The organism is Pseudomonas sp. R3.Fl (assembly GCF_023516765.1).
GTDB lineage: Bacteria > Pseudomonadota > Gammaproteobacteria > Pseudomonadales > Pseudomonadaceae > Pseudomonas > Pseudomonas citronellolis.
In genome coordinates, this window is record NZ_JAMGSO010000001.1 from 5,979,942 (window position 1) to 6,006,700 (window position 26,759).

The window sequence follows — 26,759 nt, forward strand, 5'->3', positions numbered from 1 at the left end:
GTTTCTCAGTCCTTGCGGATCGAGAAGTTGGCCATGTGCTCCAGGCCCTTGATCAGCCCGGAGTGGTCCCAGTTGCTGCCGCCCAGCGCCGCGCAGGTGCTGAACACCTGTTGGGCGTTGGCGGTGTTGGGCAGGTTCAGGCCCAGTTCGCGGGCACCGGCCAGGGCCAGGTTGAGGTCCTTCTGGTGCAGGCTGATGCGGAAGCCCGGGTCGAAGGTGCCCTTGACCATGCGCTCGCCGTGCACCTCGAGGATGCGCGAGGAGGCGAAGCCGCCCATCAGCGCCTCGCGCACCTTGGCCGGGTCGGCGCCGTTGCGCGCGGCGAACAGCAGGGCCTCGGCCACCGCCTGGATGTTCAGCGCGACGATGATCTGGTTGGCCACCTTGGCGGTCTGGCCGTCGCCGTTGCCGCCGACGCGGGTGATGTTCTTGCCCATGGCCTGGAACAGCGGCAGGGCGCGCTCGAAGGTGTTCGGGCAGCCGCCGACCATGATGCTCAGGCTGCCGGCCTTGGCGCCGACCTCGCCGCCGGAGACCGGGGCGTCCAGGTACTGCGCGCCGGTGGCCTTGATCTTCTCGGCGAAGGCCTTGGTGGCGGTGGGCGAGATGGAGCTCATGTCGATCACCACCTTGTTCGGGCCGACGCCCTCGGCGATGCCGTCCTGGCGGAACAGCACGTCCTCGACCTGCGGGGTGTCCGGGACCATGACGATGATGAACTCGGCTTCCTGGGCCACTTCCTTGGGGTTGGCCAGGGCCACGGCGCCGGCTTCGACCAGCGCGGCCGGGGCCTTGTCGTGGTGGGCGGAGAGGAACAGCTGGTGGCCGGCTTTCTGCAGGTTCTGCGCCATGGGCAGGCCCATGATGCCGGTGCCGATGAATCCGATCTTGGCCATGAGGGTGTCTCCTGGTTTCTCGTAGGGGTTTATTGGGCCCCCGCGTTCGCGGGGGTGACGGTGGGAAGATTCGTTTTTCCCGTCATTCCCGCGAACGCGGGAACCCAGTAAAAAAGTTGCCGGTTCGAGTCCCGCTCCGAGTATCGAACTCGCAGCGGGCATCGCATTCAGATCGCGTTATGGCTCTTCAGCCAGCCCAGCCCCACCTCGGTGGTGGTGGCCGGCTTGTACTCGCAGCCGATCCAGCCCTGGTAGCCGATGCGGTCCAGGTGACCGAACAGGAAGCGGTAGTTGATCTCGCCGGTGCCCGGTTCGTGGCGGCCGGGGTTGTCGGCCAGCTGGATGTGGTTGATGGCCGCCAGGTTTTTCTCCATGGTCCGGGCCAGGTCACCTTCCATGATCTGCATGTGGTAGATGTCGTACTGCAGGAACAGGTTGGGGCTGCCGACCTTCTCGCGCACGTCCAGCGCCTGCTGGGTGGTCTGCAGGTAGAAGCCGGGGATGTCGATCGTGTTGATCATCTCCATGACCAGCTTGATGCCCGCGGCCTCGAGCTTCTCGGCGGCGTACTCCAGGTTGTTCAGGAAGGTGTTCTCGATGGTGGCGCAGTCGTAGCCCTGCGGGCGGATGCCGGCCAGGCAGTTGACCTGCTTGTTGCCCAGCACCTTGGCGTAGGCGATGGCCTTGTCGACGCCGGCGCGGAATTCCTCGACGCGGTCGGGGTGGCAGGCGATGCCGCGTTCGCCCTTGCCCCAGTCGCCGGCGGGCAGGTTGAACAGCACCTGCTCCAGGCCATTGGCGTCGAGCTTGGCCTTGATGGCCTCGGCCTCGAAGTCATAGGGGAAGAGGTATTCGACGCCGCTGAAACCGGCCTTGGCGGCGGCTTCGAAGCGGTCGAGGAAGTCCACCTCGGTGAAGAGCATGGACAGGTTGGCGCAGAAACGGGGCATGTCGGGGCCTCCTGGTGATGAAACACGTATTTCCGTAAGGGGTGGGCCCCGCCGTGCGCAGGCTGTGGTTTTCCCTGCCACGGCTCCCGTGCACGCGGGGCCCGGTACTTCGTCAGTCCAGTAGCGAGATGGCGGTAGGCGCGTCGTCGCGGCTCTGGGCCAGCTCCTCGAACTCGTTGATGGCGTTGATCTCGGTGCCCATGGCGATGTTGGTCACACGCTCCAGGATCACTTCCACCACCACCGGCACGCGGTGCTGCTGCATCAGTTCGCGGGCCTGGGCGAAGGCGGCGCCGATCTGGTTCGGGTCGAACACGCGGATCGCCTTGCAGCCGAGGCCTTCCACCACGGCGACGTGGTCCACGCCGTAGCCATTGAGTTCCGGCGCGTTGACGTTGTCGAACGCCAGCTGCACGCAGTAGTCGATCTCGAAGCCGCGCTGGGCCTGGCGGATCAGCCCCAGGTAGGAGTTGTTCACCAGCACGTGGATGTACGGCAGGTTGAACTGCGCGCCGGCGGCCAGCTCCTCGATCATGAACTGGAAGTCGTAGTCGCCGGACAGCGCCACCACCTGGCGGCTGGGGTCGGCCTTGACCACGCCCAGGGCGGCGGGGATGGTCCAGCCCAGCGGGCCGGCCTGGCCGCAGTTGATCCAGTGGCGCGGCTTGTAGACGTGGAGGAACTGCGCGCCGGCGATCTGCGACAGGCCGATGGTGCTGACGTAGCAGGTGTCCTTGCCGAAGAACTCGTTCATCTCCTCGTACACGCGCTGCGGCTTGACCGGCACGTTGTCGAAGTGGGTCTTGCGTTGCAGGGTGCGCTTGCGCTCGCGGCAGGCTTCGACCCAGGCGCTGCGGTCCTTGAGCTTGCCGGCGGCTTTCCACTCGTGGGCCACTTCGAGGAAGGCGTCCAGCGCGGCGCCGGCATCGGAGACGATGCCCAGGTCCGGGGTGAACACGCGGCCGATCTGGGTGGGTTCGATGTCCACGTGGATGAACTTGCGGCCGGCGGTGTAGACGTCGACCGAACCGGTGTGGCGGTTGGCCCAGCGGTTGCCGATGCCGAACACCAGATCGGACTCCAGCAGGGTGGCGTTGCCATAGCGGTGCGAGGTCTGCAGGCCGCACATGCCGGCCATCAGCGGGTGGTCGTCGGGGATAGTGCCCCAGCCCATCAGGGTCGGGATCACCGGCACGCCGAGCAGTTCGGCGAATTCCACCAGCCTGGTCGAGGCGTCGGCGTTGATGATGCCGCCGCCGGCGACCAGCAGCGGGCGCTCGGCGTCGTTGAGCAGGGCCAGGGCCTTCTCGGCCTGGGCGCGGGTGGCGCTCGGGCGGTGCACCGGCAGCGGCTCGTAGGCGTCGATGTCGAACTCGATCTCGGCCATCTGCACGTCGAACGGCAGGTCGATCAGCACCGGGCCGGGGCGGCCGCTGCGCATCTCGAAGAAGGCCTTCTGGAAGGCGTAGGGCACCTGGCCCGGCTCCAGCACGGTGGTGGCCCACTTGGTCACCGGCTTGACGATGCTGGTGATGTCCACGGCCTGGAAGTCTTCCTTGTGCAGGCGGGCACGCGGCGCCTGGCCGGTGATGCAGAGGATCGGGATGGAGTCGGCGGAGGCCGAGTACAGGCCGGTGACCATGTCGGTGCCGGCCGGGCCGGAGGTGCCGATGCACACGCCGATGTTGCCGGCGTTGGTGCGGGTGTAGCCTTCGGCCATGTGCGAGGCGCCTTCGACGTGGCGGGCCAGCACGTGGTCGATGCCGCCGAGCTTCTTCATCGCCGCGTACATGGGGTTGATGGCGGCGCCCGGTACGCCGAAGGCGGTGTCCACGCCTTCGCGGCGCATGACCAGGACGGCCGCCTCGATCGCTCTCATTTTGGCCATGACCTTTCCTCTTGAGTCGGTGGTTTTCTTGTTGGGGGCAAGGATGCCGGCTGTGCCAAAGCGACGGAATTGATGGATACTTCAGTTCTGTCGATATCTGGAGTATCGAATGGACCGCTATACCCTCATCCGCAGTTTCGTCCTGGTAGCGGACAACGGCAGCTTCGCCTCGGCGGCGCTGAGTGAAGGCGTGACCCCGGTGGTCATGGGCCGGCGTCTTGATGCGCTGGAGCAGCACCTGGGCGTGAAGCTGATGCACCGCTCGACCCGCGGCCTGCAGCTGACCGACCTCGGCGAGCAGTACCTGGAGCGCGCGCGCAGCCTGCTCAAGGACTTCGACGAGGCCGACGCCAGCGTCGCCCGCGGCGGCAACTCGGTGCGCGGGCACCTGGTGGTGTCGGCCCCGGCGGCCTTCGGCCGGCGCCACATCGCGCCCCACGCGCCGGCCTTCCTGGAGCGCTTCCCGGACCTGAAGCTGTCGTTCAACTTCACCGACAGCCTGGTGGACCTGGTGCGCCAGGGCTACGACATGGGCATCCGCATCGGCGAGGTCACCGACCCCAACTACGTGGCGGTGAAGCTGTTCCCCAACCGCCGGGTGGTCTGCGGCGCGCCCTCGTACTTCGAGCTGCACGGCGTGCCGCGGGTGTTGGAAGACCTGACGCGGCACAACTGCCTGGCCTTCAACCTGCAGGGCGGCCAGCAGCGCGGCTGGACCTTCCTGCGCGACGGCCGGCAGGTGGCGGTGCGGGTGTCCGGCAACCTCGACTGCAACGACGGCGAGCTGCTCTACGACTGGGTCAAGCAGGGCCTGGGCATCGGCTGGCGCTCCACCTGGGAAATCCAGGCCGAGCTCAAGGCCGGCGAGCTGGTGACGGTGCTCGACGAGTACGAGATTCCCGCCTACGACATCCAGGCGGTGTACCCGCAGCAGCGCTACCTGCCGGCCAAGGTGCGCTTCTTCATCGACTACCTGAAGGCCATCTACAACACCCCGGGGTACTGGGAAACCCGGCATCCTTGAGCGGTTGATTCGATACTGGTGTTGTATTTTTCTGGTTTTAGTGTTGTGTACAAAATGTCTAATGATTGTATTTAGTCGTTGCGTCCGGGGTTGCCTTCGGCTATTCCATCAAGGGCTTTGCAACGCCGCGCCGTTTTTCGAAAAAGGCGCGGGCGCACGTCTCATCCCTTTGCGAGGAACCCCTCATGAGCGAAATCAACCTGGACACCGCCCTGGCCATCACCCGCAGCGCCCTGGCCGCTGGCCGCGAACTTTCCACCGCGCCGCTGACCGTGGCGGTGCTCGACGCCGGCGGCCACCTGGTGGCCCTGCAGCGCGAGGACGGCGCCAGCCTGCTGCGCCCGCAGGTGGCCATCGGCAAGGCCTGGGGCGCGGTGGCCCTGGGCAAGTCCTCGCGCGCGCTGGCCGCCGACGCCCAGCAGCGCCCGTCGTTCATTGCCGCGGTGAACACCCTGGCCCAGGGCAACGTGGTGCCGGCGCCGGGCGGCGTGCTGATCCGCGACAAGAGCAACCGGGTAATCGGCGCCATCGGCATCAGCGGCGACGCCTCGGACATCGACGAGCAATGCGCCATCCGCGGCATCCAGGCCGCCGGCCTGGTGGCCGACGCGGGGTAATTACCTGTAGGAGCAGGGCGGAGAAGTGCTCTTGTAGGAGCGAGCTTGCTCGCGAACGGCTCCGCTGCGGGGTTGGTTCGCGAGCAAGCTCGCTCCTACGAAAAGCAGCCGGGTAGGGCGTATAACCGTTCTCGGTTATACGCCGCTACGCCGATGCCATCGCAAATGCCATGGCCAACCCTGGCGAACATTTCTCACGCCCAGGTCGACCCCGAGCGGGCAGGTAGCCAAGGTCAAGCGGCGTATAACGCGGAGCGTTATACGCCCTACGCAGCAGAGATGATTTAGAGCGGCAACGGCCGCATGCGGCCGCTGGTCTTGGCCGGCTCGCCGGCGTCCGGCGCGGTGCCGCGCAGCACCAGGCGGGTGATGGTCTCGGCGGCGGCCTCGAAGTCGGCGTCGCTGAGGCTGTCCTTGCCGGTGACCATGGAGATCTGCCAGTCGAAGTCGGCGTAGGTCTGGGTCGCCGCCCAGATGGTGAACAGCAGGTGGTGCGGGTCCACCGGGGCCAGCAGGCCGCGGTCGATCCAGCTCTGCAGGCAGGCGATGTTGCGCTGGGCCTGGGCGTTCAGCTCGTCCAGGTATTCCCTGGGCAGGTGCGGCGCGCCGTGCATCAGCTCGCTGGCGAACACCTTGGAGGCGTGCGGCAGCTCCTGGGAAATGCGGATCTTCGAACGGATGTAGGCGCGCAGCGCCTCGGCCGGCTCGTCGTCCTCGCGGAACGGCGCGGAAGCCTGCAGCAGCGGCTCCACCACGCTTTCCAGCACGCTGCGGTAGAGGTTTTCCTTGGACTGGAAGTAGTAGTAGACGTTGGGCTTGGGCAGCCCGGCGCGCGCCGCTATGTCGCTGGTCTTGGTGGCGGCGAAGCCCTTTTCGGCGAACTCTTCGCTGGCGGCGCGGAGGATCAGGCGTCGGTTGCGTTCGCGAATGCTGGTCATGGTCTGCTGGGTCTTCTTGTGCGCGGGTAGCCCATGGCTGGGCCGGCGATGGTAGCACCGGCTCCGCGGGCCTCTCAAGCAAGGGCCCGGCGGCTGAAGTTGACCCGCGGTTCAGGTTTTCTGTAGAGTCTGCCGGACCCCGGCGCCGCCACGGCGCCCGGCCTTCCAAGAGCTCGCCGCCATGTCCGACAGCCAACTGGTCGACCCCTTCGGCCGCCGCATCACCTACCTGCGCCTGTCGGTGACCGACCGTTGCGACTTCCGCTGCACCTACTGCATGAGCGAAGACATGCAGTTCCTGCCGCGCGACCAGGTGCTGAGCCTGGAAGAACTCTACGCGGTGGCCGACGCCTTCATCGCCCTGGGCGTGCGGCGCATCCGCATCACCGGCGGCGAGCCGCTGGTGCGCAAGGGCCTGACCTCGCTGCTGGCGCGGCTCGGCGCGCGCCCCGAACTGGAAGACCTGGCGATCACCAGCAACGGCTCGCAACTGGCCGGCCGCGCGGCCGAGCTGCGCGCCGCCGGCGTGCGCCGGTTGAACATCAGCCTGGATTCGCTGCGCCGCGAACGCTTCGCCGCCTTCACCCGCAGCGACCGCCTGCCCCAGGTGTTGGCGGGGATAGAGGCTGCGCGGGTGGCGGGTTTCGAACGCATCAAGCTCAACTGCGTGGTGCAGAAGGGGCGCAACGACGACGAAGTCTGCGAACTGGTGGAGTACGCGCTGGCCCGCGGGCTGGACATCAGCTTCATCGAGGAGATGCCGCTGGGCAGCATCAGCAGCCATGACCGCGCGCAGACCCTGTGCAGCAGCGACGAGGTGCGCGCCCGCCTGGCCGAACACTGGCAACTGACGCCCAGCCTGGAGCGCAGCGGCGGCCCCTCGCGCTACTACCGCGTCGACGGGCTGCCCAGCCGCATCGGCTTCATCTCGCCGCACAGCCACAACTTCTGCGGCGACTGCAACCGTGTACGTGTCACTGCCGAGGGCAGGCTGGTGCTTTGCCTCGGCCACGAAGGCGCGCTGGACCTGCGCCAACTGCTGCGCAGCCACCCCGGCGACGGTGCCCGGCTGCGCGCGGCGCTGGTCGAGGCGCTGCAGCTCAAGCCGCAGCGCCACCACTTCGACGCCGCCGAGCAGGTCCAGGTGCTGCGCTTCATGAGCATGACCGGCGGCTGAGCCACACCCGGGAACAACAAAACCAACAAGGAGAGCCCATGAAGCTCGCGGTCCTCGGCTGGGCGCTCGGCGCCGCCGTTTCCTCCCAGGCCATGGCGCAGACCTACGTGGTCGGCGTCGAAGACCTGCAATTCCTGCCGCACTACAGCACCGACGCCCAGGGGCGCTACCAGGGTTTCGCCCGCGAACTGCTCGACCGCTTCGCCAGCAGTTGCGGCGTGCAGCTGGAGTACCGCCCGCTGCCGGTGGAGCGCCTGCTGCCGGCCCTGCTGGAAGGGCGCGTCGACCTCAAGTATCCGGACAACCCGGCCTGGGCCGAGACGCAGAAGGCCGGGCACGCCCTGGTCTACAGCCAGCCGGTGGTGCAGTACGTCGACGGCGTGCTGGTCGCCCCCGAGCGCGTGGGCCAGGGCCTGCCGGCGCTCAAGCGCCTGGCCGTGGTGGACGGCTGGACGCCGCGCGGCTACCAGCAGGCCATCGAGCAGGGCCAGCTGGCGCGACTGCCCAGCGCCGACCTGCGGCAGATGATCCACCAGGCCTTGAAGAAGGAGGCCGACGGCGCCTACTTCAACGTGGTGGTCGCCACCTATTACCTGGACAACCTCCGCGCCCGGCCCGGCGCCCTGGTCTTCGACCCGGGCCTGCCGCACACCCGCAGCGACTTCCGACTGTCCAGCGAGCGGCATCCCGAGCTGGTCCGTTGCTTCGACCGCTTCCTCGTCGAGCAGGCGGCGCAAGTGGCCGCGCTGAAAGCCCGTCATGGCGTGGAGGCCAGCCTCGATCCGGCGCACCTGGGCGTCGAGCAGTGGAGGCTGGACTATCTGGAGCGGCAAAAGGCCCGGCAGCAGGGAGGAACGCTCTGACGGGGCTTTCCGTAGGCCACGGGCTTTCCCTAGAATCACGCGGCCGATGTGCTGCGAGGCTGATGTGAGCGAGAGTCAACTGCGAATTCCACTGGGCGATTGCTGCCTGGTTTGCGAGGGTTTCCGCCAGCGGGTGGCGGGGCGGCCGTCGCTGGAAGTCGATGGCGACCTGCTCTGGGCGCTGGAGCACAGCAGTTGGCAGGCGCTGGCGGTGATGCTGGAGCCGCTGGCCGACGGCGCCCGGGTCTGCCCGCTGCCGCTGGAACGCCAGGCCGCCTTCGATGCGCCGCGGGCGCTGGACTGGCGCGACGACGAGGTGCGGATCGCCTGCCTGCCCGCCGTGCGCGATGCCCGGGCACTGCTCGACTGGTGCCGGGCGCGTTGGCCGGGGGCGGCCTTCGGCGCGCAGGCGATCGATGCCCAGTCCTATGCCTGGGGCCGCCTGCTGCGCCTGGACTGCCGGCGCGCCGGGCTGGCCGTGGCCGGTCACGAGCACTTCCTGCTGCCCCATGCCTACCCTTGCGTGTACCTCGGCCACCTGGCCGTGGACTGGCGACGCTTGCGCTTCGAACCAAACGCCTGACGCCGTGATCTGAACAGAAGGTGCCGCGTTCGGCGACGGCGCCCGGGCTTTGCTTGTGCAACCGTGCTTGGCGGCGCGGAACCTCCGGCTTTACCCGGCGGTCTGCTAGCGCGTCAAAGTGGAGGAGACCCAGAATGACAATCACAAAACGGGTGAAGCGCCTGGCGGCCGTGCTGGTGCTGGCGCAGTTGGGCGTGGTGGCCGAGGTGCCTTTGGCGCAGGCGGCCATGGTGGGCACCGGCGAGGTGCTGCAGGCGCAACAGCAGCACGTCGACCGCGAGCAGCTGCTGCGCATGCTCGATGACCAGGGCGTGCAGAAGAAGCTGCAATCCATGGGCGTGGAGCGCAGCCAGGTCGAGCAGCGCATCAAGAGCCTGTCCAACGAGGAGCTGGCGCAGTTCAACCAGCAGCTGGACCAGGCGCCGGCCGGTGGCATCATCGGCATCATCATCCTGTTCCTGCTGATCTTCATCATCACCGACATGCTCTGCATCACGCATATCTTCACCTTCGTGCGGTGCCAGCGTTGAGGCACGCCGTCGCTGCCGTGGCCCTGGCCGCGCTGCTGCTCGGCGGCTGCGCCACGGCGCCGCGGCTGCCGGCGGAGGTCGACGCGCTGCCACGGCGCGTCGAGCTTTCCGCGGTGCAGTTCTTCCCGCAGCAGCAATACCAGTGCGGCCCGGCGGCGCTTGCCACCGTGCTCAACCAGCGTGGCGTGCGAGTGACGCCGAACCAGTTGAGGGAGCGGGTGTTCCTGCCGCAGCGCCAGGGCAGCCTGCAGGTCGAGCTGGTGGCCGCGGCGCGTGAGCGGGGCCTGCTGGTCTACCCGCTGCGCCCGCGCCTGGAGGACGTGCTCAAGGAAGTGGCCGCCGGCAACCCGGTGCTGGTGCTGCAGAACAACGGCCTGGACTGGTTGCCGATGTGGCATTACGCCGTGGTGGTCGGCTACGACCGCGACCGCCACGAACTGCTGCTGCGCTCCGGCATCACCCAGCGCCTGGTGATCGACTTCACTGCCTTCGACGTCACCTGGCGGCGCAGCGGCCGTTGGGCGGTGCTGACGCTGCCGGCCGACCGGCTGCCGGCCAGCGTCGAACCGACACGCTGGCTGCGCGCGGCCCACGACCTGGAGGAAACCGGGCAACAGGCCCTCGCCGACCAGGCCTACCGCACCGCCACCCGGGCCTGGCCGCAGGAGCCGCTGGGCTGGTTCGCCCTGGCCAACGCCCGCTACGCCGCCGGCGACCTGGGCGAGGCCGAAGCGGCGCTGCGCCACAGCGTGGCCGCGCGGCCGGACTTCGCCGCCGCCTGGTACAACCTGGCCAACGTCATGGCGGAACGCGGCTGCGCCGAGCAGGCCCGCGCCCCGGCGAGCTGTGCGCACCAACTGGCGCCGTCGGATGCGCGTTTCCTCCAGGCGCCCCAGGCGGCACCGGTGGCTGCCGGGCAATGCAGCGCCGCGCCGGCCTGCCCCGTGCGCTGAGGCGCAGCGGGGCATTTTCTTTGAACCGCTGCGCTTGATCGCCGGCCTAAGTTGCATCCCTTGATGAGGTGCAACCCATGGCCAGCGACAAGCAGCAGCCGGCACGCGATGCCGCCGGCAAGGGCGATACCGCGGACGATCTTTCCGCCGAGGAGCGCCGCAAGGTCGAGAAGGCCCAGCCACCCCGGGCGCTGGTGCTGCATGAGGTGATCCGCCTGCAGGGCAACCACGAGCTGGAGCGCACCCTGGCGGCGCTCTGGTGGTCGGCCCTGGCCGCCGGGCTGACCATCGGCCTGTCGCTGATGGCCATGGGGCTGTTCCGCGCCAGGCTGCCGGAGCACGACAGCGCGACCATCGTCACCAGCCTGGGCTACCCGGTGGGCTTCCTCGCCATCATCCTCGCCCGCCAGCAGCTGTTCACCGAGAACACCCTCACCGCGGTGCTGCCGCTGATGAGCGAGCCGACCCTGCGCAAGGCTGGGCAACTGCTGCGCCTGTGGGGCGTGGTGCTGCTGGGCAACGTCGCCGGCGCGTTGCTGTTCGCCTACGCCATGCTGCACCTGCCGATCTTCGATGCGAAGACCGACCAGGCCTTCCTCGAGATTGGCCGCGAAGTCATGGAGAACGACGGCTGGCAGATGTTCTCCCGCGGCATCGTCTCCGGCTGGATGATCGCCACCATGGTCTGGCTGGTGCCGGCGGCGGAGAGCGCCAAGGTGTGGATCATCATCCTGGTCACCTACCTGATGTCGCTGGGCAGCTTCAGCCACATCGTGGTCGGCACCTGCGAGGTCGGCTACCTGATGTGGGCCGGCGAGCTGGGCTGGAAGGCCTTCCTGCTGGACTTCGCGCTGCCGACGCTGGCCGGCAACATCGTCGGCGGCAGCCTGATCTTCGCCCTGATCAGCCACGCGCAGATCCGCAGCGACAGCGGCGCGCCAACGAAAACGGCGCCCTAGGGCGCCGTCGTCGTCGTTCGCAGGGCGGGTTACACGCCCAGCTTGTCGCGCAGGTTGTAGTACCAGGCGCCGATCGCGGAGAACGGCACCTGGAACATGCGCCCGCCCGGGAAGGGGTAGTGCGGCAGGTCGGCGAAGGCGTCGAAACGCTCGGCCTGGCCGCGCAGGGCCTCGGCCAGCACCTTGCCGGCCAGGTGCGTGTAGGTGACGCCGTGGCCGCTGCAACCCTGGGAGTAGTAGATGTTGTCGCCGATCCGGCCGACCTGCGGCAGGCGCGAGAGGGTCAGCAGGAAGTTGCCGGTCCAGGCGAAGTCGATCTTCACGTCCTTCAGCTGCGGGAAGACCTTGAGCATCTTCGGACGGATGATCGCCTCGATGTTCGACGGATCGCGGGCACCGTAGACCACGCCGCCGCCGAAGATCAGGCGCTTGTCGCTGGTCAGGCGGTAGTAGTCGAGCAGGTAGTTGCAGTCCTCGACGCAGTAGTCCTGGGGCAGCAGGGTCTTGGCCAGCTCGTCGCCCAGCGGCTCGGTGGTGATCACCTGGGTGCCGCAGGGCATGGACTTGGAGGCCAGCTCCGGGACCAGGCCGCCGAGGTAGGCGTTGCCGGCGACTACCACGAACTTGGCCTTCACCCGGCCTTGCGGGGTGTGCACCACCGGGTTGGCGCCACGCTCGATCTTCACCGCCGGGGATTGCTCGTGGATCACGCCGCCAAGCGATTCCACCGCCGCTGCTTCGCCCAGGGCGAGGTTCAGCGGGTGGATGTGGCCGCCGCTCATGTCGAGCATGCCGCCGACGTAGCTGTCGGTGTTCACCACTTCGCGGATGCGCTTGGCGTCCATCAGCTCCAGCTGGGTGTGGCCGAAGCGCTCCCAGAGCTTCTTCTGCGACTCCAGGTGGCCCATCTGCTTGGCGCTGAGGGCGGCGAATACGCCACCGTCCTTCAGGTCGCACTGGATGTCGTACTTGGCGATGCGCTCGCGAATGATGCGGCCGCCCTCGAAGGCCATCTGGCCGAGCAGTTGCGCCTGCTTCGGGCCGACGGTGCGTTCGATGACGTCGATGTCGCGGCTGTAGCTGTTGACGATCTGGCCACCGTTGCGGCCGGACGCGCCGAAGCCGACCTTGGCGGCCTCCAGCACGGTCACCTTGAAGCCGTTCTCCAGCAGGAAGAGGGCGGTGGACAGGCCGGTGTAGCCCGCGCCGATGATGCACACGTCGGTTTCGGTCTCGCCCTTGAGTTCGGGGCGCGCAGGGACCGGATTGGCCGAGGCTGCATAGTAGGAAGTGGGATAAGAAGTGTGCGGCATATTGCACCTGTGTTTGTTATTTTTTACGAGATGGGCTGATGCTACCCGAGTCGAAATCACTCGGCTAGTGGCCGTGCAAAATTTTTTACGCAAGGACGAACATAAAAAAATTCCCTTTTTCAGGGGGTTAGCGAAAAAATGCTTGACGGTTCAACGCCTTCGCGTAGAATGCGCCCCCATCGCTAGGCACATAGCTCAGTTGGTTAGAGCACCACCTTGACATGGTGGGGGTCGTTGGTTCGAGTCCAATTGTGCCTACCAAATTCCCGCTTCGGCGGTAGCGAGAGGGCGATCTTAAGCGGTCGCCCTTTTCTTTAGGCACATAGCTCAGCTGGTTAGAGCACCACCTTGACATGGTGGGGGTCGTTGGTTCGAGTCCAATTGTGCCTACCAATTCACCGCTTCGGCGGTAGCAGAAAGGGCGATCCGAGAGGGTCGCCCTTTTTGTTTGCGCGCGATTTGGGGTGATCGCGGACGGAGTCCGCTCCTACGCTTCCAGGGACACATGGCTTTTCGTAGGAGCGAGCTTGCTCGCGAATGGGTCCTGCAGCGGAGCTTGTTCGCGAGCAAGCTCGCTCCTACCAAGGGCGCCTCGGCGCAGCCGGAAAGACGGTTGCTCCTACGATTCCGGGAAAGCGCGGGCGTAGGAGCGGACTCCGTCCGCGATTGGATTCACCGGTCGCGCCGGGTGCCCCTGCGTGCTCAACGGCGCTCGAAGCCGGGCCCGCCGCCATGGCCGCCACCGCCGTGTCCGCCACCTCCCGGCCCACCGAAGGGCGGGAAGAACGGCCAGCAGCCGGAGAGCGAGACGAGGGCGAGCAGCAGGGCGACTTTGGTCAATCTGGAAAGCATGGCGACACCAGGGTTGGAAAAATGGGCGCAAAGTAGACACGCCCGCGGCGCGGGTGTCCCGAGAAACTTGGTATCGGCAGGGTAAGGTTTGTATCGGCGCCGATGCGTTCGTCCGGCGGCTCAGGCGGCGCTGGCGCTGTGCCTGAGGCCGGGGATCAGGGCGCGCAGTGCATGGCAGGGCAGCGGGCGGCCGGTGAAGTAGCCCTGCACCAGGCGGCAGCCGTTGTCGTGCAGCCAGGCGAGCTGGCCGGCGGTTTCCACGCCTTCGGCGACTATGGGGATGCCCAGGGAGTCGCCGATGCCGATGATGGCGCGGACGATGGTCTGGCAATCATGGCGCTCGAGCACGCCGCTGACGAAGGAGCGGTCGACCTTCATCTTGTCGAAGGGGAAGCGCAGCAGGTAGTTGAGCGAGGCGAAGCCGGTGCCGAAGTCGTCGAGCACTATCTGCACGCCCAGGCTGCGCAGTTCCTCGAGTATCGCCACGTTCTCCGGCGAGGCTTCCAGGACGGTGCTTTCGGTCACTTCCAGCATCAGCCGGCCGGCGGGCAGGCGGAATTCGGCCAGGGTCTGCGCCACCAGGGGCGGCAGCGCCCGGTTGATCTGCGCCGGCGAGACGTTCACCGAGATGCTGATGTTGCCGGGCCAGGACGCGGCCTCCCGGCAGGCCTCGCGCAGCACCCAGGTGCCGATGGGGATGATCATGCCGTTCTTCTCTGCCAGCGGAATGAACTCCGAGGGCGGCACCTGGCCCAGTTGCGGGTGGTTCCAGCGCAGCAGCGTCTCGGCGGCGACCAGGCGCCGCTCCGGGGTGGCGACGATCGGCTGGTAGGCCAGGGTCAGTTCGCCGAATTGCAGCGCGCGGCGCAGGTTCAGCTGAGGCGCCGGGTTCAGCGGCGGCAGGCTGGACTCCAGTTCCGGGGTATATTGCCGCCACTTGTCCAGCGGCTGCGCGTGGGCGTCGCGCTTGGCCAGGATGGCGTTGCGCAGCAGGCGGTCGGCGCTGAGCTGTTCGTCGGAGGTGGAGGCGAGGCCGGCGGTGACGGTCAGCGAGAGGCTGCGTTCATCGAGGATGAAGGGCTCGCCCAGTTGCTCGATGGCGTTGCCCAGCAGTTGCGTCAGAGCTTGTTCGTCCAGGCGCTGCGGAAGCAGGGCGGCGAATTCGTCGGCGCCGAGGTGGGCGAGCAGTTCGGCCTGCGGGAAGCAGTCTTCCAGCCGCCCGGCGAAGGCTCGCAGCAGGGCGTCGGTCTCGCGTGGGTCGAGGCCGTTGCGCAGCTGTTCGAAATCCTCGATGTCGAGGGTGATCAGCGTGGGGAAGTCGTCGTCGAGGTGGTAGTGGCCCAGCTTGTCGGCGAGCACCCGCAGCAATGCCTGGCGGTTGGGCAGGCCGCTGACCGGGTCGCGATCGGTTTCCTGGGAGATTTTCTGGTCGCGCTGGATCAGGGCGGAAATGCAGTCGGCCAGGTCGCGCAGGTGGCCGAGTTCCTCCTCGCTGGCGCTGCGCGGCTGGGTGTCCACCACGCAGAGCACGCCCAGGGCGCGGCCGCTGGCGTCCTTGACGGCCACTCCGGCATAGAAGCGAAAGCCGAGCGGGCCGGTGACCAGGGGGTTGTCGGCGAATTCGGGGTGGAGCGAGGCGTCCTCGACGATCATCACGCCGCCGGGCTTGAGGCTGCAGCGCGCGCAGAAGGAGTCTTCGCGCGGCGTGTTCAGGCCGTGGGGCAGGCCGTGTGCGGAGAGCAGCCAGGCGCGCTTGGCGGCGATCAGCGAGATGGCCGAGATGGGGGCCCCGTAGAGATGCGCGGCCAGGCGGGTGAAGGAGTCGAACTGCGGGTTGGCCGGCGCGTCGAGATAACCGGTGGCGTAGAGTGAGCGCAGCCGTTCCTGCTCGTCGCTGGCGACCGGGAACAGCGGGGGCGCTTCCGGCGTCTCGTCGGGTGTCGGGGTGGCGAAGGGTTGCCTGGCGTCCTTGGATTTTTCGCTGCGCATCACGTATTCCCTCGTGGGCGTTGCCGGTCCCTGGCGTGGCGGGTGCATCGAGCGACGAATTGCCGGCCGGGGCTCAACAGCCAATCGACGGCAATCAGTGTAGTTTGTCTGGCAAAAGTGCAGTGGCGTTTCGCGACTACTGCTGGTCGGGAAGTGTGGGAGGCGTGGCATGAGTGGTGGGTGGGGCCGGGGGCTCGGGGTGTTTCTGCTGTGCGCGGCGAGTGGGTTGGCAACGGCTGCCGGGCTGGCGGAATGGCCGGAGGGCTGGCAGGTGACGCGTTCGCCCGAGGCGCCGGACGACGCTGCGGCGCTGCGTCGCGAGCGCGGCGTCAGGCTGGCGGCGGATGGCTCCCAGGCGCTGGTGGTGGAAATCACCCGCAGCCGCCTGGCCGAGGTGAAGGGTGTGGACCTGCAGCGGGTGATCCTGCAGATGCGCAAGTCGCTGCAGGTCGATTTCCTGCGCCAGGGCTTCCAGGCGGCCTGCAGCAAGCCGCGGCAGGCATCCCTTGGGGGATTGGACGGCCTGGAGCTGGTCTGCTCGATCAGCCAGAACGGCAGCGAGGCCATGAAGCAGGGTGTGCAGGTCGCGCTGGGCAAGGAGGCGGCCTATTCGCTGACCTATGCCGCGCCGGCGGCTGATTACCCGCAGCGACTTGCCGAGGTGGCGGCGCTCAAGGCTGGTCTGCGCCTGGAGTGAGCGGGCCGGAAATGAAAAAGCCCCGCATTCGCGGGGCTTTTCGTCGGGTGCCGATCAGGCGGCCAGGGTGCTCTGCACGCGGGCGATGACGGCCTGCAGCGGCTCTGCGGCCTGGTATTGCTGCGGATAGAGTCGCTCGCTATGGCAGGCGATGCCGTGTTCGTCCACCAGGGCGAAGCTGAAGCTGTCTTTGCGCGGCGCCAGGATGATGCAGTTGAGCGGGGCGAAAGCTGCCTTGAGGGTGCGGATCGCCTCCTGGATCTGAGTGCTTTTTTTCATATTGTCTTTCTTCCAAATAGTCACGGTCCTATGACCGCGTGAAACGTAAAAAACTCCGGTCGAACGCAGAATGCGTGATATCCATGACCGGAATGTGGCAGCGAATGAAAACTCGAAGAGGTCTTTCGAGGGCGCCATGGCGGGAGAATACGCCAGCCCCCGAAGTTCGGGCTTGCCAAATATGTAAGGACGATTTACTGCACCTCAAGGGGTGCTCTGGATACGCCTGCCAGTGACTGGCTGCTGGCCGTGGCCCTGTGTATCCCGGCTGCGGCGCCCTGGTTGGGGTGGGCGGCGTCGGGAGGGGCGACCTGAAGTTCATGACTCGCGGGCGGCATTATCCGGATGCCGGGCGGGTCTTTCAAGTGCGGGTCGTCAGCGGATGTTTCCGCGAAGGTTCCCGCGGCGGCATCGGCCGCCGCGGGACGGGCATCACTTCTGCAGCCAGGACTCCACGGTCTCGGCGCCGTACTGCTGTTTCCAGGCCTTCAGCGTCTTGTGGTTGCCACCCTTGGTTTCCACCACTTCGCCGTTGTTCGGGTTCTTGTACACCTTCAGTTGGCGGCTGCGGCGCGGGGCGCTGGCAGCCGGCGCGGCGGCGGTGTTGTTGGCGGTGCCCTGCGGGTCGAGGATATCGATGACGTTGCGCAGGTTCATGCCGTATTCATCCATCAGCGCCTGCAGCTGATCCTTGAATTCCAGTTCCTTCTTCAGGGAGCTGTCGTTCTTCAGTTTTTCCAGCAGGGCCAGTTGTTCTTTGAGCAGGCGTTCGGCTTCACGGAATTCCGCGAGTTTGGACATGTTTGCACTCCAGGGCAGGTCATTCCGAAACGGATATCGGTGCGCAGCTATTCGGCGACCATTGTGTTCGGAAAGTTATGTGGGCGGCGAATTATTAATTTAAATAAGCGGGCGATGCAATAATTAATCTTCGACCAGGTATTTTTCGCGGCATTGCAAAGGTCCTTCCGAATGTATGGCTTTATCGCCATGGCGCGAATCACGGATAATCGCCCTCCATCAAACTAGATGGCGGTTCGCCATGGGAGCCGCCGATAACTTGCGTGCGCCATGGGGTGGGGATGTAGATGCTTTCGAATATCCAGTCGTATTCGCTCAATGGGCATGAACTGGCGTACCTGGAGCAAGGGGAGGGCGTGCCGCTGGTTCTGGTGCACGGCTCGCTCTGCGATTACCGCTACTGGCAATGGCAGTTGCGCGGGCTGGGCGAACGCTATCGTCTGCTGGCGCCCAGTCTTCGACATTATTATCCGCAGCGCTGGAATGGCGAGGGCGCGGACTTCACTACCGGGCAACATGTCGAGGACCTGCTCGCGCTGATCGACATGCAGGGCGAGCCGGTACACCTGCTGGGGCATTCGCGCGGCGGCAATATCTGCCTGCGCCTGGCGCTGGAGGCGCCCGGGCGCCTGCGTTCGCTGGTGCTGTGCGACCCGGGCGGGGATTTCGCCGCCGACCTGTTCCAGGCGGCCGGTGTGCCCGTGCCGGCGGCGCCAGCCGAGCGCAACCGTTTCCGCGAGCAGGCGCTGCAGCTGATCCGCCAGGGCGAGGTCGAGGCGGGCCTGGAGCTGTTTGTCGACACCGTCAGCGGGTCAGGGATCTGGCGGCGTTCCTCGCGGCACTTCCGTGACATGGCCACCGATAACGCCATGACGCTGATCGGCCAGGTCGCCGATCGGCCGGAGCCGCTCGGGCGCGCGCGCCTGGCCACGCTGGCGGTGCCGGCCCTGCTGCTGCGCGGCGAACTCAGCCCTGAGCCCTTCCCGCAGGTGGTCGAGGCCCTGGCGCAGGCGCTGCCGGACGTGCACAGCCAAGTCATCGCCGGCGCTTCCCATGGCATGAACGCCACGCGGCCGGCCGCCTTCAATCGCGTCGTGCTGGAGTTTATCGACGCGCACTGATGCCGCTCGTCAGTTGCCTCCACATGCAGTACCATGGCGACCTGCCCCGCTTGTCGGGGCTTCGTTCGTTTTTCTTCCAGTGATCTCCGTCCGCGCGCGCAAGCGCAGGGTGCCGAAAAGGCGCCTGCCACTGTGAGGCAGGCCTGCCCGGCGGGCGACGCTTACTGGCACATCCCAACCCATGTGGCCTTTCGTAGGGGTCACCACTAGGAGAGGAGGCGCCATGCCCATCATTACTCTTCCCGACGGTAGTCAGCGGTCCTTCGATCACCCGGTCAGCGTGGCCGAGGTGGCGCAATCCATTGGCGCGGGCCTGGCCAAGGCCACCGTGGCCGGCAAGGTCAACGGCAAGCTGGTGGATGCTTGCGACAAGATCGAACACGACGCGACCCTGCAGATCATCACCCCGAAGGACGAGGAAGGGCTGGAAATCATCCGCCACTCCTGCGCGCACTTGGTCGGCCATGCGGTCAAGCAGCTATACCCGAGCGCGAAGATGGTCATCGGCCCGGTGATCGACGAAGGCTTCTATTACGACATCTCCTTCGAGCGCCCCTTCACCCCCGAGGACATGGCGGCGATCGAGAAGCGCATGGCCGAGCTGATCGACAAGGACTACGACGTCATCAAGAAGATGACCCCGCGTGCCGAAGTCATCGAGGTGTTCAAGTCCCGCGGCGAGGACTACAAGCTGCGCCTGGTCGAGGACATGCCCGACGAGAAGGCGATGGGCCTGTACTACCACGAAGAGTACGTGGACATGTGCCGCGGCCCGCACGTGCCCAACACCCGCTTCCTCAAGGCCTTCAAGCTGACCAAGATTTCCGGCGCCTACTGGCGCGGCGACTCGAAGAACGAGCAGCTGCAGCGCATCTACGGCACCGCCTGGGCCGACAAGAAGCAGCTGGCCGCCTACGTCCAGCGCATCGAAGAGGCCGAGAAGCGCGACCACCGCCGCATCGGCAAGCAGCTGGACCTGTTCCACCTGCAGGAAGAAGCGCCGGGCATGGTGTTCTGGCACCCCAACGGCTGGACCGTCTATCAGGTGCTCGAGCAGTACATGCGCAAGGTGCAGCGCGAGCACGGCTACGTCGAGGTGCGCACCCCGCAGGTTGTCGACCGCATCCTCTGGGAGCGTTCGGGCCACTGGTCGAACTACGCCGAGAACATGTTCACCACTTCGTCGGAAAGTCGCGACTTCGCGGTCAAGCCGATGAACTGCCCGTGCCACGTGCAGATCTTCAACCAGGGCCTGAAGTCCTACCGCGACCTGCCGCTGCGCCTGGCCGAGTTCGGCGCCTGCCACCGCAACGAGCCTTCGGGCGCGCTGCACGGCATCATGCGCGTGCGCGGCTTCACCCAGGACGACGCGCACATCTTCTGCACCGAGGACCAGGTGAAGAAGGAAGCGGCCGACTTCATCAAGCTGACCCTGCAGGTCTACGCCGACTTCGGCTTCTCCGACATCTCCATGAAGCTGTCCACCCGTCCGGCCAAGCGCGTGGGCTCCGAAGAACTGTGGGATCGTGCCGAAGGCGCGCTGGCGGACGCTCTGAACGAATCCGGCCTGGAATGGGAATACCAGCCGGGCGAGGGCGCCTTCTACGGCCCGAAGATCGAGTTCACCCTGAAGGACTGCCTGGGCCGTAACTGGCAGTGCGGCACCCTGCAGTACGACCCGAACCTGCCGGAGCGCCTGGACGCCAGCTACATCGCCGAAGACAACAACCGCAAGCGCCCGGTCATGCTGCACCGCGCCATCCTCGGTTCCTTCGAGCGCTTCATCGGCATGCTGATCGAGCACTACGCCGGCCTGTTCCCGGCCTGGCTGGCGCCGACCCAGGCGGTGGTCATGAACATCACCGACAAGCAGGCCGATTTCGCCGAGGAAGTGGTCCGCGCGCTCGAGGAAAGCGGATTCCGTGCCAAGTCCGACTTGAGAAACGAGAAAATCGGCTTTAAAATCCGCGAGCATACTTTGCTCAAGGTTCCCTATCTCCTGGTTATTGGAGACAGGGAGGTTGAATCGAAGGCCGTCGCCGTACGCACGCGCGAAGGGGAAGACCTCGGCTCGATGCCGCTTTCCCAGTTCGTCGAGCTGTTGACTCGGGCGGTTTCCCGGCGTGGTCGCCAAGACTCGGAGTAATCATTATTAAGCGTGAAATGAGGCAGGATAAGCGGGCTCTCCCGAAACCACCGATCAACGAGAACATCACCGCACGCGAAGTGCGTCTGATCGGTGCCGACGGTCAGCAGATCGGCGTAGTGACCCTTGATGAGGCGCTGCGCCACGCCGACGAGGCCAAGCTGGACCTGGTTGAAATCTCTGCCGATGCGGTGCCTCCTGTCTGCCGCATCATGGATTACGGCAAGCACCTGTTCGAGAAGAAGAAGCAGGCGGCTGCGGCGAAGAAGAACCAGCACCAGCAACAGATCAAAGAAATCAAGTTTCGTCCAGGGACGGAAGAAGGGGATTACCAGGTAAAACTACGCAACCTGGTACGTTTCCTTAGTGAAGGGGACAAGGCCAAGGTATCCCTGCGATTCCGTGGTCGTGAGATGGCTCACCAGGAGCTGGGCATGGAGCTGTTGAAGCGGGTCGAGACCGACCTGGCCGAATACGGCACCGTGGAACAGCATCCTAAGCTGGAAGGACGCCAGCTGATGATGGTCATCGCTCCCAAGAAGCGTAAATAACCTCCCGGGCACTGGCAGGCCTGATGGTTATCAGTTGTTAACGAATGCGGAGTACCAAACATGCCAAAGATGAAAACCAAGAGTGGCGCCAAGAAGCGCTTCAAAGTGACTGCTGGTGGCATCAAGCACAAGCACGCTTTCAAGAGCCACATCCTGACCAAAATGACCACCAAGCGTAAGCGTCAGCTGCGCGGCACCTCGATGCTCGCTGCTTCCGACGTTCGCCGTGTAGAACGCTCCCTGCGTCTGCGTTGATTTCTGGTAGAGGATAGATAAATGGCTCGTGTTAAGCGTGGCGTGATCGCCCGTCGTCGTCACAAGAAGATTCTGAAACTCGCCAAAGGCTACTACGGCGCGCGTTCCCGCGTGTTCCGCGTTGCCAAGCAGGCGGTGATCAAGGCTGGCCAATACGCCTACCGTGACCGTCGTCAGCGCAAGCGTCAGTTCCGCGCCCTGTGGATCGCCCGTATCAACGCTGGTGCTCGTCAGAACGGTCTGTCCTACAGCCGTCTGATCGCCGGCCTGAAAAAGGCGGCCATCGAGATCGACCGTAAGGTCCTGGCCGATCTGGCTGTGAACGAAAAAGCGGCGTTTACCGCGATTGTCGAAAAAGCGAAGGCAAGCTTGGCTTAAGCCCTAAGACAATCACCGGATTCTTATCCGGGACGTAACGTCACCGATAGGGGAAGAGCCTAACCGCTCTTCCCCTATTTCGTATCTGGAGTTGGTACATGGAAAACCTGGACGCGCTGGTCTCCCAAGCCCTGGAGGCTGTGCGACATACCGAAGACGTCAATGCCCTGGAACAGATCCGGGTCCACTATCTTGGCAAGAAAGGCGAGCTGACCCAGGTGATGAAGACCTTGGGCGACCTGCCGGCCGAGGAGCGCCCCAAGGTGGGTGCGCTGATCAACGTTGCCAAGGAAAAGGTCCAGGAGGCGCTCAACGTCCGCAAGACCGACCTGGAAGGCGCCGCGCTGGCGGCGAAGCTTGCGGCCGAGCGCGTCGATGTGACCCTGCCGGGCCGCGGCCAGACCTCCGGCGGCCTGCACCCGGTGACCCGTACCAAGGAACGCATCGAGCAATGCTTCACCCGCATCGGCTATGAAGTGGCCGAGGGCCCGGAAGTCGAAGACGACTACCACAACTTCGAAGCGCTCAACATCCCCGGCCACCACCCGGCGCGGGCGATGCACGACACCTTCTACTTCAACGCGAACATGCTGCTGCGTACCCACACCTCTCCGGTACAGGTGCGCACCATGGAGAGCCAGCGCCCGCCGATCCGCATCGTCTGCCCCGGCCGCGTGTACCGCTGCGACTCCGACCTGACCCACTCGCCGATGTTCCACCAGGTCGAAGGCCTGCTGATCGACGAAGACGTCAGCTTTGCCGACCTCAAGGGCACCATCGAGGAGTTCCTGCGCGCCTTCTTCGAGAAGGAGTTCTCGGTGCGCTTCCGTCCGTCGTTCTTCCCCTTCACTGAGCCTTCGGCGGAAGTCGACATCCAGTGCGTGCTGTGCAGCGGCAAGGGCTGCCGCGTGTGCAAGCAGACCGGCTGGCTGGAGGTCATGGGCTGCGGCATGGTGCACCCCAACGTGCTGCGCATGTCCGGCATCGACCCGGAGAAATACCAGGGCTTCGCCTTCGGCATGGGCATCGAACGCTTGGCCATGCTGCGCTACGGCGTCAACGACTTGCGCCTGTTCTTCGACAACGACCTGCGCTTCCTCGGGCAATTCCGCTAGGCCGCGTACGACGTCAACGAATTCTTAGGAGAACAGGATGAAATTCAGTGAACAATGGCTGCGGAGCTGGGTGAATCCGCAGGTTTCCCGCGACGAGCTGGTGGCTCGTCTGTCCATGGCCGGCCTCGAGGTCGACGCCGTGATCCCCGTCGCCGGCGCCTTCAGCGGCGTGGTGGTGGGCGAGGTGCTGAGCACCGAACAACACCCGGACGCCGACAAGCTGCGCGTCTGCCAGGTCAGCAACGGCAGCGAGACCTTCCAGGTCGTCTGCGGCGCGCCCAACGTGCGCCCGGGCCTGAAGATCCCCTTCGCCATGATCGGCGCCGAACTGCCGGGCGACTTCAAGATCAAGAAGGCCAAGCTGCGCGGCGTCGAGTCCAACGGCATGCTGTGCTCGGCCAAAGAGCTGGAAATCAGCGACGACAACGCCGGCCTGATGGAACTGGCTGCCGACGCCCCGGTGGGCGCGAGCATCCGCGACTACCTGGGGCTGGACGACGCCTCCATCGAAATCGGCCTGACCCCCAATCGTGGCGATTGCCTGTCCCTGACCGGCCTGGCCCGCGAAGTGGGCGCGCTGTACTCGGCGCCGGTCACTTTCGTCGATGTGCAGCCGGTTGCTCCCAGCATCGATGAAGTCCGCTCCATCGAACTGCTGGCGCCGAACGCCTGCCCGCGCTACCTGGGCCGCGTCATCCGCAACGTCGACCTGAACAAGCCGACGCCGCTGTGGATGGTCGAGCGCCTGCGCCGCTCCGACATCCGCAGCATCGACGCCGCAGTGGACATCACCAACTACGTGATGCTGGAGCTGGGCCAGCCGATGCATGCCTTCGACCTCGACGAGATCAAGGGCGGCATCCGCGTGCGCATGGCCGAAGAGGGCGAGAAGCTGGTGCTGCTGGACGGCCAGGAAGTCGCCCTGCGTACCGACACCCTGGTCATCGCCGACCACGAACGCGCCCTGGCCATGGCCGGCGTGATGGGGGGCGAGCACAGCGGCGTCAGCGCCAAGACCCGCGACCTGTTCCTGGAAAGTGCCTTCTTCGACAACATCGCCGTCGCCGGCAAGGCCCGTTCCTATGGCCTGCACACCGATGCCTCGCACCGCTACGAGCGTGGCGTGGACTTCCAGCTGGCCCGCCGCGCCATGGAGCGCGCCACCGAGCTGCTGCTGCAGATCGTCGGCGGCGAAGCCGGTCCGGTGGTCGAGCAGGTCAGCCAGGCCCACCTGCCCAAGGTCGAGCCGGTGGTGCTGCGCATCGAGCGCGTCACCCAGATGCTCGGCATGGAAATGGATGCTGCGGAAATCGAGCGTCTGCTCACCGCGCTGGAGTTCCAGGTGCAAGCCGATGGGGAAGGGCGCTGGAAGGTCGGCGTGCCCAGCCACCGCTTCGACGTTTCCCTGGAAGTCGACCTGATCGAGGAACTGGGCCGCCTGTACGGCTACAACCGCCTGCCGGTGCGCTACCCGCAGGCGCGCCTGGCACCCAACACCAAGTCGGAAACCCAGGCCGAGCTGCCGGCGCTGCGCCGCCTGCTGGTCGCCCGCGACTACCAGGAAGCCATCACCTACAGCTTCATCGATCCCAAGCTGTTCGAACTGTTCAGCCCGGGCGTGCAGCCGCTGATGTTGGCCAACCCGATCTCCGCCGACATGGCCGCCATGCGCGCCTCGTTGTGGCCGGGCCTGGTCAAGGCGCTGCAGCACAACCTGAACCGCCAGCAGACCCGCGTGCGCCTGTTCGAGAGCGGCCTGCGCTTCGTCGGCCAGCTCGAGGGCCTGCAGCAGGAAAACATGCTGGCCGGCGTCATCTGCGGTAGCCGCGAGCCGGAAGGCTGGAGCAACGTGCGCGAAGGCGTCGACTTCTTCGACATCAAGGCCGACGTCGAAGCCCTGCTGGCTAGTGCCAGCGCCGCCGATGCCTTCGCCTTCGTCCCCGGCGAACACCCGGCGCTGCACCCGGGCCAGACCGCCCGCGTCGAGCGCGATGGCGAACTGGTCGGCTACGTCGGCGCCCTGCACCCTGAACTGGCCAAGGCTCTGGACCTGGATCGCCCGGTCTACCTGTTCGAGCTGGTGCTGGGCGAACTGGTCCGCGGCCGCCTGCCGAAGTTCAGCGAACTGTCGCGTTTCCCCGAGGTGCGCCGCGACCTGGCGCTGGTGGTCAACCGCGATATTCCAGCCGAATCCGTCCTGTCGACCATCCGCGAAGAGGCCGGCGAATTCCTGACCGACCTCAGGCTGTTTGATGTCTATCAGGGTAAAGGTATTGATCCGCTTGGAAAAAGCTTGGCCGTCGGCTTGACCTGGCAGCATCCATCACGCACTCTTAACGATGACGAGGTGAACGCGACTACGCAGAAAATCGTCGCCTCGCTGGAGCAAAGGTTCAACGCCACGTTAAGGAAGTAGCGTATGGGGGCTCTGACGAAAGCTGAGATTGCCGAACGTCTGTATGAAGAGCTGGGCCTGAACAAACGGGAAGCCAAGGAACTGGTGGAACTCTTCTTCGAAGAGATCCGCCAGGCGCTGGAGCACAACGAACAGGTGAAACTGTCCGGTTTCGGCAATTTCGACCTGCGCGACAAACGCCAGCGCCCGGGTCGCAACCCGAAGACGGGAGAGGAAATCCCGATCACGGCCCGCCGCGTCGTCACCTTTCGTCCAGGCCAGAAACTGAAAGCCAGGGTTGAGGCTTATGCTGGAACCAAGTCATAACGACGAACTGCCCCCCATTCCGGGCAAGCGCTACTTCACCATCGGTGAAGTGAGCGATTTGTGCGCAGTGAAACCGCACGTGCTGCGGTATTGGGAACAGGAGTTCCCGCAGCTCAACCCGGTCAAGCGCCGCGGCAACCGCCGGTACTATCAGCGCCAGGACGTGCTGATGATCCGCCAGATCCGCGCGCTCCTGTACGACCAGGGCTTCACCATCGGCGGGGCGCGCCAGCGCCTCTCCGGCGACGAAGCCCGCGAAGACATCACCCAGTACAAGCAACTCATCCGCCAGATGATCGCGGAACTGGAAGACGTTCTTCACGTGCTGCGCAAGTAGCTGAAAAAAATGAAAAAAGTGCTTTGCCGAAAGAAAACCTTACGGTATAGTGCGATCCGCCAACCGGGCAACCGGAAGGCAACGTCGGGGCGTAGCGCAGCCTGGTAGCGCACTTGCATGGGGTGCAAGGGGTCGAGTGTTCGAATCACTCCGTCCCGACCAAAAATCCCTAAAAAATCCAGTCACTTAGCGGTGGCTGGATTTTTTTATGCCTGATGTTTTTGTGGGGCTTGGGAATTTTGCCCCACTTTTTACCCCACCGGCGCTTTTTGCTCTGGTTACTGCATGAGGAGGGATTGGTGGGTCTTCGTGTGATCCGAGCCGGCCGGGGTGTTCCTACCTTGCGAGTGATTAAATGGACTGCAGTGGGAGGAATAAGCGACGGTTACCCGAGCCAAGCGGCAAGAACCCGTATTGCTCGTAGAATCCCCGAACCTGGTCGTTGATGACGTCGACGACCAGGGCGTAGATTGTGATCTGGTTGCTGACAGCCAGCGTGTGCTTGATGGCATCGGCCAGCAGCAATATCGACGAACACCAGGTTCGCCGGTATCTTTAGATGGTGGCAGTTCTGAATTCCTAGACAACTGACAGATCTGTGTCTGCATCCTCATGCTAGGGAGCTACTTGGCCTGCTTGCTAGGGGGCCATGGTTCGTCTGATTGATACGAATCATGGTCAAACGACGCCTACACCAAGAGCGTCATGAGAATAGCGGCAACCTCGCATGGTTGTTGGTCAAGGGCAATTGGTGATATCGATTAGATTGCAATTCTAGAGGTCAGCCTGTAGAGCTATATTCTAGGCGTACAGCTCTTTCGCGTT

General features: G+C 65.4%; 28 protein-coding genes and 3 tRNA genes. 21 read left to right on the top strand and 10 right to left on the bottom strand.

All coding sequences use genetic code 11. The annotated features are described in order from the left end of the window. Positions 1-5 precede the first annotated feature (5 nt). The 3 genes from M8R19_RS26440 to gcl form a co-directional block, all read right to left on the bottom strand. Positions 6-896, bottom strand: coding sequence for a 2-hydroxy-3-oxopropionate reductase (locus M8R19_RS26440; protein ID WP_074980383.1), 891 nt, complete (start codon positions 894-896; stop codon positions 6-8). A 167-nt stretch (positions 897-1,063) separates the two neighbouring features. Next, positions 1,064-1,846: a hydroxypyruvate isomerase gene (gene hyi / locus M8R19_RS26445; protein WP_249919330.1), complete on the bottom strand. Its 783-nt coding sequence runs from the start codon at positions 1,844-1,846 to the stop codon at positions 1,064-1,066. A 112-nt stretch (positions 1,847-1,958) separates the two neighbouring features. Next, positions 1,959-3,734: a glyoxylate carboligase gene (gene gcl, locus M8R19_RS26450; RefSeq protein ID WP_074980385.1), complete on the bottom strand. Its 1,776-nt coding sequence runs from the start codon at positions 3,732-3,734 to the stop codon at positions 1,959-1,961. Positions 3,735-3,843: 109 nt separating this feature from the next. Between gcl and M8R19_RS26455 the strand changes: the two genes are divergently transcribed. Together M8R19_RS26455 and M8R19_RS26460 are read left to right on the top strand one after the other, a co-directional pair. Beyond that, entirely contained in the window at positions 3,844-4,758 is a 915-nt protein-coding gene (locus M8R19_RS26455) for a LysR family transcriptional regulator (protein ID WP_074980386.1), read from the top strand. Positions 4,759-4,943: 185 nt separating this feature from the next. After that, positions 4,944-5,375, top strand: a complete 432-nt coding sequence (locus tag M8R19_RS26460) for a GlcG/HbpS family heme-binding protein (protein WP_074980387.1) — start codon at positions 4,944-4,946, stop codon at positions 5,373-5,375. A 284-nt stretch (positions 5,376-5,659) separates the two neighbouring features. Here M8R19_RS26460 and M8R19_RS26465 read toward each other — a convergent pair whose 3' ends face one another. Then, positions 5,660-6,313, bottom strand: coding sequence for a TetR/AcrR family transcriptional regulator (locus M8R19_RS26465; RefSeq protein WP_249919331.1), 654 nt, complete (start codon positions 6,311-6,313; stop codon positions 5,660-5,662). A gap of 181 nt (positions 6,314-6,494) precedes the next feature. Here M8R19_RS26465 and moaA point away from each other — a divergent pair, with 181 nt between their 5' ends. The 6 genes from moaA to M8R19_RS26495 all read left to right on the top strand — a co-directional run bounded on the left by moaA (position 6,495) and on the right by M8R19_RS26495 (position 11,378). Then, positions 6,495-7,490, top strand: a complete 996-nt coding sequence (gene moaA, locus M8R19_RS26470; protein WP_249919332.1) for a GTP 3',8-cyclase MoaA — start codon at positions 6,495-6,497, stop codon at positions 7,488-7,490. Between the two features lie 38 nt (positions 7,491-7,528). Continuing rightward, a complete protein-coding gene (locus M8R19_RS26475) occupies positions 7,529-8,353 on the top strand; it encodes a substrate-binding periplasmic protein (RefSeq protein WP_249919333.1) in 825 nt (274 codons plus the stop codon). A 64-nt stretch (positions 8,354-8,417) separates the two neighbouring features. Then, on the top strand, positions 8,418-8,936 hold the full coding sequence (locus M8R19_RS26480; protein ID WP_249919334.1) for a hypothetical protein: 519 nt from the start codon (positions 8,418-8,420) through the stop codon (positions 8,934-8,936). A 134-nt stretch (positions 8,937-9,070) separates the two neighbouring features. Beyond that, entirely contained in the window at positions 9,071-9,466 is a 396-nt protein-coding gene (locus tag M8R19_RS26485) for a PA2779 family protein (protein WP_074980392.1), read from the top strand. Then, a complete protein-coding gene (locus M8R19_RS26490) occupies positions 9,463-10,419 on the top strand; it encodes a PA2778 family cysteine peptidase (RefSeq protein WP_249919335.1) in 957 nt (318 codons plus the stop codon). Before M8R19_RS26485 ends, M8R19_RS26490 begins: the two co-directional genes overlap by 4 nt. 77 nt (positions 10,420-10,496) lie before the next feature. Further along, positions 10,497-11,378, top strand: a complete 882-nt coding sequence (locus M8R19_RS26495) for a formate/nitrite transporter family protein (RefSeq protein WP_249919336.1) — start codon at positions 10,497-10,499, stop codon at positions 11,376-11,378. A gap of 29 nt (positions 11,379-11,407) precedes the next feature. Here the strand turns inward: M8R19_RS26495 and M8R19_RS26500 are convergent, their stop codons facing one another. After that, a complete protein-coding gene (locus tag M8R19_RS26500) occupies positions 11,408-12,691 on the bottom strand; it encodes an NAD(P)/FAD-dependent oxidoreductase (protein ID WP_074980394.1) in 1,284 nt (427 codons plus the stop codon). A gap of 184 nt (positions 12,692-12,875) precedes the next feature. On the opposite strand from M8R19_RS26500, the gene M8R19_RS26505 reads away from it, so the two are divergent. Together M8R19_RS26505 and M8R19_RS26510 are read left to right on the top strand one after the other, a co-directional pair. Then, positions 12,876-12,952 (top strand) — tRNA-Val (locus M8R19_RS26505). 55 nt (positions 12,953-13,007) lie between these two features. Beyond that, a tRNA-Val gene (locus tag M8R19_RS26510) sits at positions 13,008-13,084 on the top strand. Between the two features lie 309 nt (positions 13,085-13,393). Here the strand turns inward: M8R19_RS26510 and M8R19_RS26515 are convergent. Together M8R19_RS26515 and M8R19_RS26520 are read right to left on the bottom strand one after the other, a co-directional pair. Further along, positions 13,394-13,543 (bottom strand): hypothetical protein, encoded by a 150-nt coding sequence (locus tag M8R19_RS26515; protein ID WP_162839902.1) that lies wholly within the window; start codon positions 13,541-13,543, stop codon positions 13,394-13,396. 120 nt (positions 13,544-13,663) lie between these two features. Further along, entirely contained in the window at positions 13,664-15,532 is a 1,869-nt protein-coding gene (locus tag M8R19_RS26520; RefSeq protein WP_249919337.1) for a putative bifunctional diguanylate cyclase/phosphodiesterase, read from the bottom strand. 169 nt (positions 15,533-15,701) lie between these two features. Between M8R19_RS26520 and M8R19_RS26525 the strand changes: the two genes are divergently transcribed. After that, complete coding sequence (locus M8R19_RS26525) at positions 15,702-16,229, top strand: DUF4946 domain-containing protein (RefSeq protein WP_116426014.1); 528 nt, start codon at positions 15,702-15,704, stop codon at positions 16,227-16,229. Positions 16,230-16,283: 54 nt separating this feature from the next. Here the strand turns inward: M8R19_RS26525 and M8R19_RS26530 are convergent, their stop codons facing one another. Both M8R19_RS26530 and M8R19_RS26535 read right to left on the bottom strand, forming a co-directional pair. Continuing rightward, positions 16,284-16,508 carry a hypothetical protein gene (locus M8R19_RS26530; protein ID WP_074980397.1) on the bottom strand — a complete coding sequence of 75 codons (225 nt, stop codon included), beginning with the start codon at positions 16,506-16,508 and terminating at the stop codon, positions 16,284-16,286. A gap of 432 nt (positions 16,509-16,940) precedes the next feature. After that, the gene (locus M8R19_RS26535; RefSeq protein ID WP_074980398.1) at positions 16,941-17,309 is read right to left on the bottom strand and encodes a histone-like nucleoid-structuring protein, MvaT/MvaU family; all 369 of its coding nucleotides are present in this window, start codon (positions 17,307-17,309) and stop codon (positions 16,941-16,943) included. Between the two features lie 287 nt (positions 17,310-17,596). On the opposite strand from M8R19_RS26535, the gene M8R19_RS26540 reads away from it, so the two are divergent. The 10 genes from M8R19_RS26540 (at position 17,597) to M8R19_RS26585 (ending at position 26,096) form a co-directional block, all read left to right on the top strand. Beyond that, positions 17,597-18,430, top strand: coding sequence for an alpha/beta fold hydrolase (locus tag M8R19_RS26540; protein WP_249919338.1), 834 nt, complete (start codon positions 17,597-17,599; stop codon positions 18,428-18,430). Between the two features lie 223 nt (positions 18,431-18,653). Next, complete coding sequence (gene thrS / locus M8R19_RS26545; protein ID WP_116426016.1) at positions 18,654-20,576, top strand: threonine--tRNA ligase; 1,923 nt, start codon at positions 18,654-18,656, stop codon at positions 20,574-20,576. After that, positions 20,576-21,127: a translation initiation factor IF-3 gene (gene infC, locus M8R19_RS26550; RefSeq protein WP_174672460.1), complete on the top strand. Its 552-nt coding sequence runs from the start codon at positions 20,576-20,578 to the stop codon at positions 21,125-21,127. The genes thrS and infC overlap by 1 nt, the downstream gene beginning before the upstream one ends. A 60-nt stretch (positions 21,128-21,187) precedes the next feature. Continuing rightward, positions 21,188-21,382 (top strand): 50S ribosomal protein L35, encoded by a 195-nt coding sequence (rpmI, locus tag M8R19_RS26555; protein ID WP_009617012.1) that lies wholly within the window; start codon positions 21,188-21,190, stop codon positions 21,380-21,382. Positions 21,383-21,403: 21 nt separating this feature from the next. Then, positions 21,404-21,760, top strand: a complete 357-nt coding sequence (gene rplT, locus M8R19_RS26560) for a 50S ribosomal protein L20 (RefSeq protein WP_003099086.1) — start codon at positions 21,404-21,406, stop codon at positions 21,758-21,760. 98 nt (positions 21,761-21,858) lie between these two features. Then, positions 21,859-22,875: a phenylalanine--tRNA ligase subunit alpha gene (gene pheS, locus M8R19_RS26565; protein ID WP_074980402.1), complete on the top strand. Its 1,017-nt coding sequence runs from the start codon at positions 21,859-21,861 to the stop codon at positions 22,873-22,875. Positions 22,876-22,912: 37 nt separating this feature from the next. Further along, the gene (gene pheT / locus M8R19_RS26570; protein WP_249919339.1) at positions 22,913-25,291 is read left to right on the top strand and encodes a phenylalanine--tRNA ligase subunit beta; all 2,379 of its coding nucleotides are present in this window, start codon (positions 22,913-22,915) and stop codon (positions 25,289-25,291) included. A gap of 3 nt (positions 25,292-25,294) precedes the next feature. Further along, positions 25,295-25,597, top strand: coding sequence for an integration host factor subunit alpha (gene ihfA / locus M8R19_RS26575; RefSeq protein ID WP_003090661.1), 303 nt, complete (start codon positions 25,295-25,297; stop codon positions 25,595-25,597). Beyond that, positions 25,578-25,934 (top strand): MerR family transcriptional regulator, encoded by a 357-nt coding sequence (locus tag M8R19_RS26580; protein WP_009617038.1) that lies wholly within the window; start codon positions 25,578-25,580, stop codon positions 25,932-25,934. Before ihfA ends, M8R19_RS26580 begins: the two co-directional genes overlap by 20 nt. 85 nt (positions 25,935-26,019) lie before the next feature. Then, positions 26,020-26,096 (top strand) — tRNA-Pro (locus tag M8R19_RS26585). A gap of 189 nt (positions 26,097-26,285) precedes the next feature. Here the strand turns inward: M8R19_RS26585 and M8R19_RS26590 are convergent. Then, complete coding sequence (locus M8R19_RS26590; RefSeq protein ID WP_249919340.1) at positions 26,286-26,459, bottom strand: hypothetical protein; 174 nt, start codon at positions 26,457-26,459, stop codon at positions 26,286-26,288. Between the last annotated feature and the right edge of the window lie 300 nt (positions 26,460-26,759).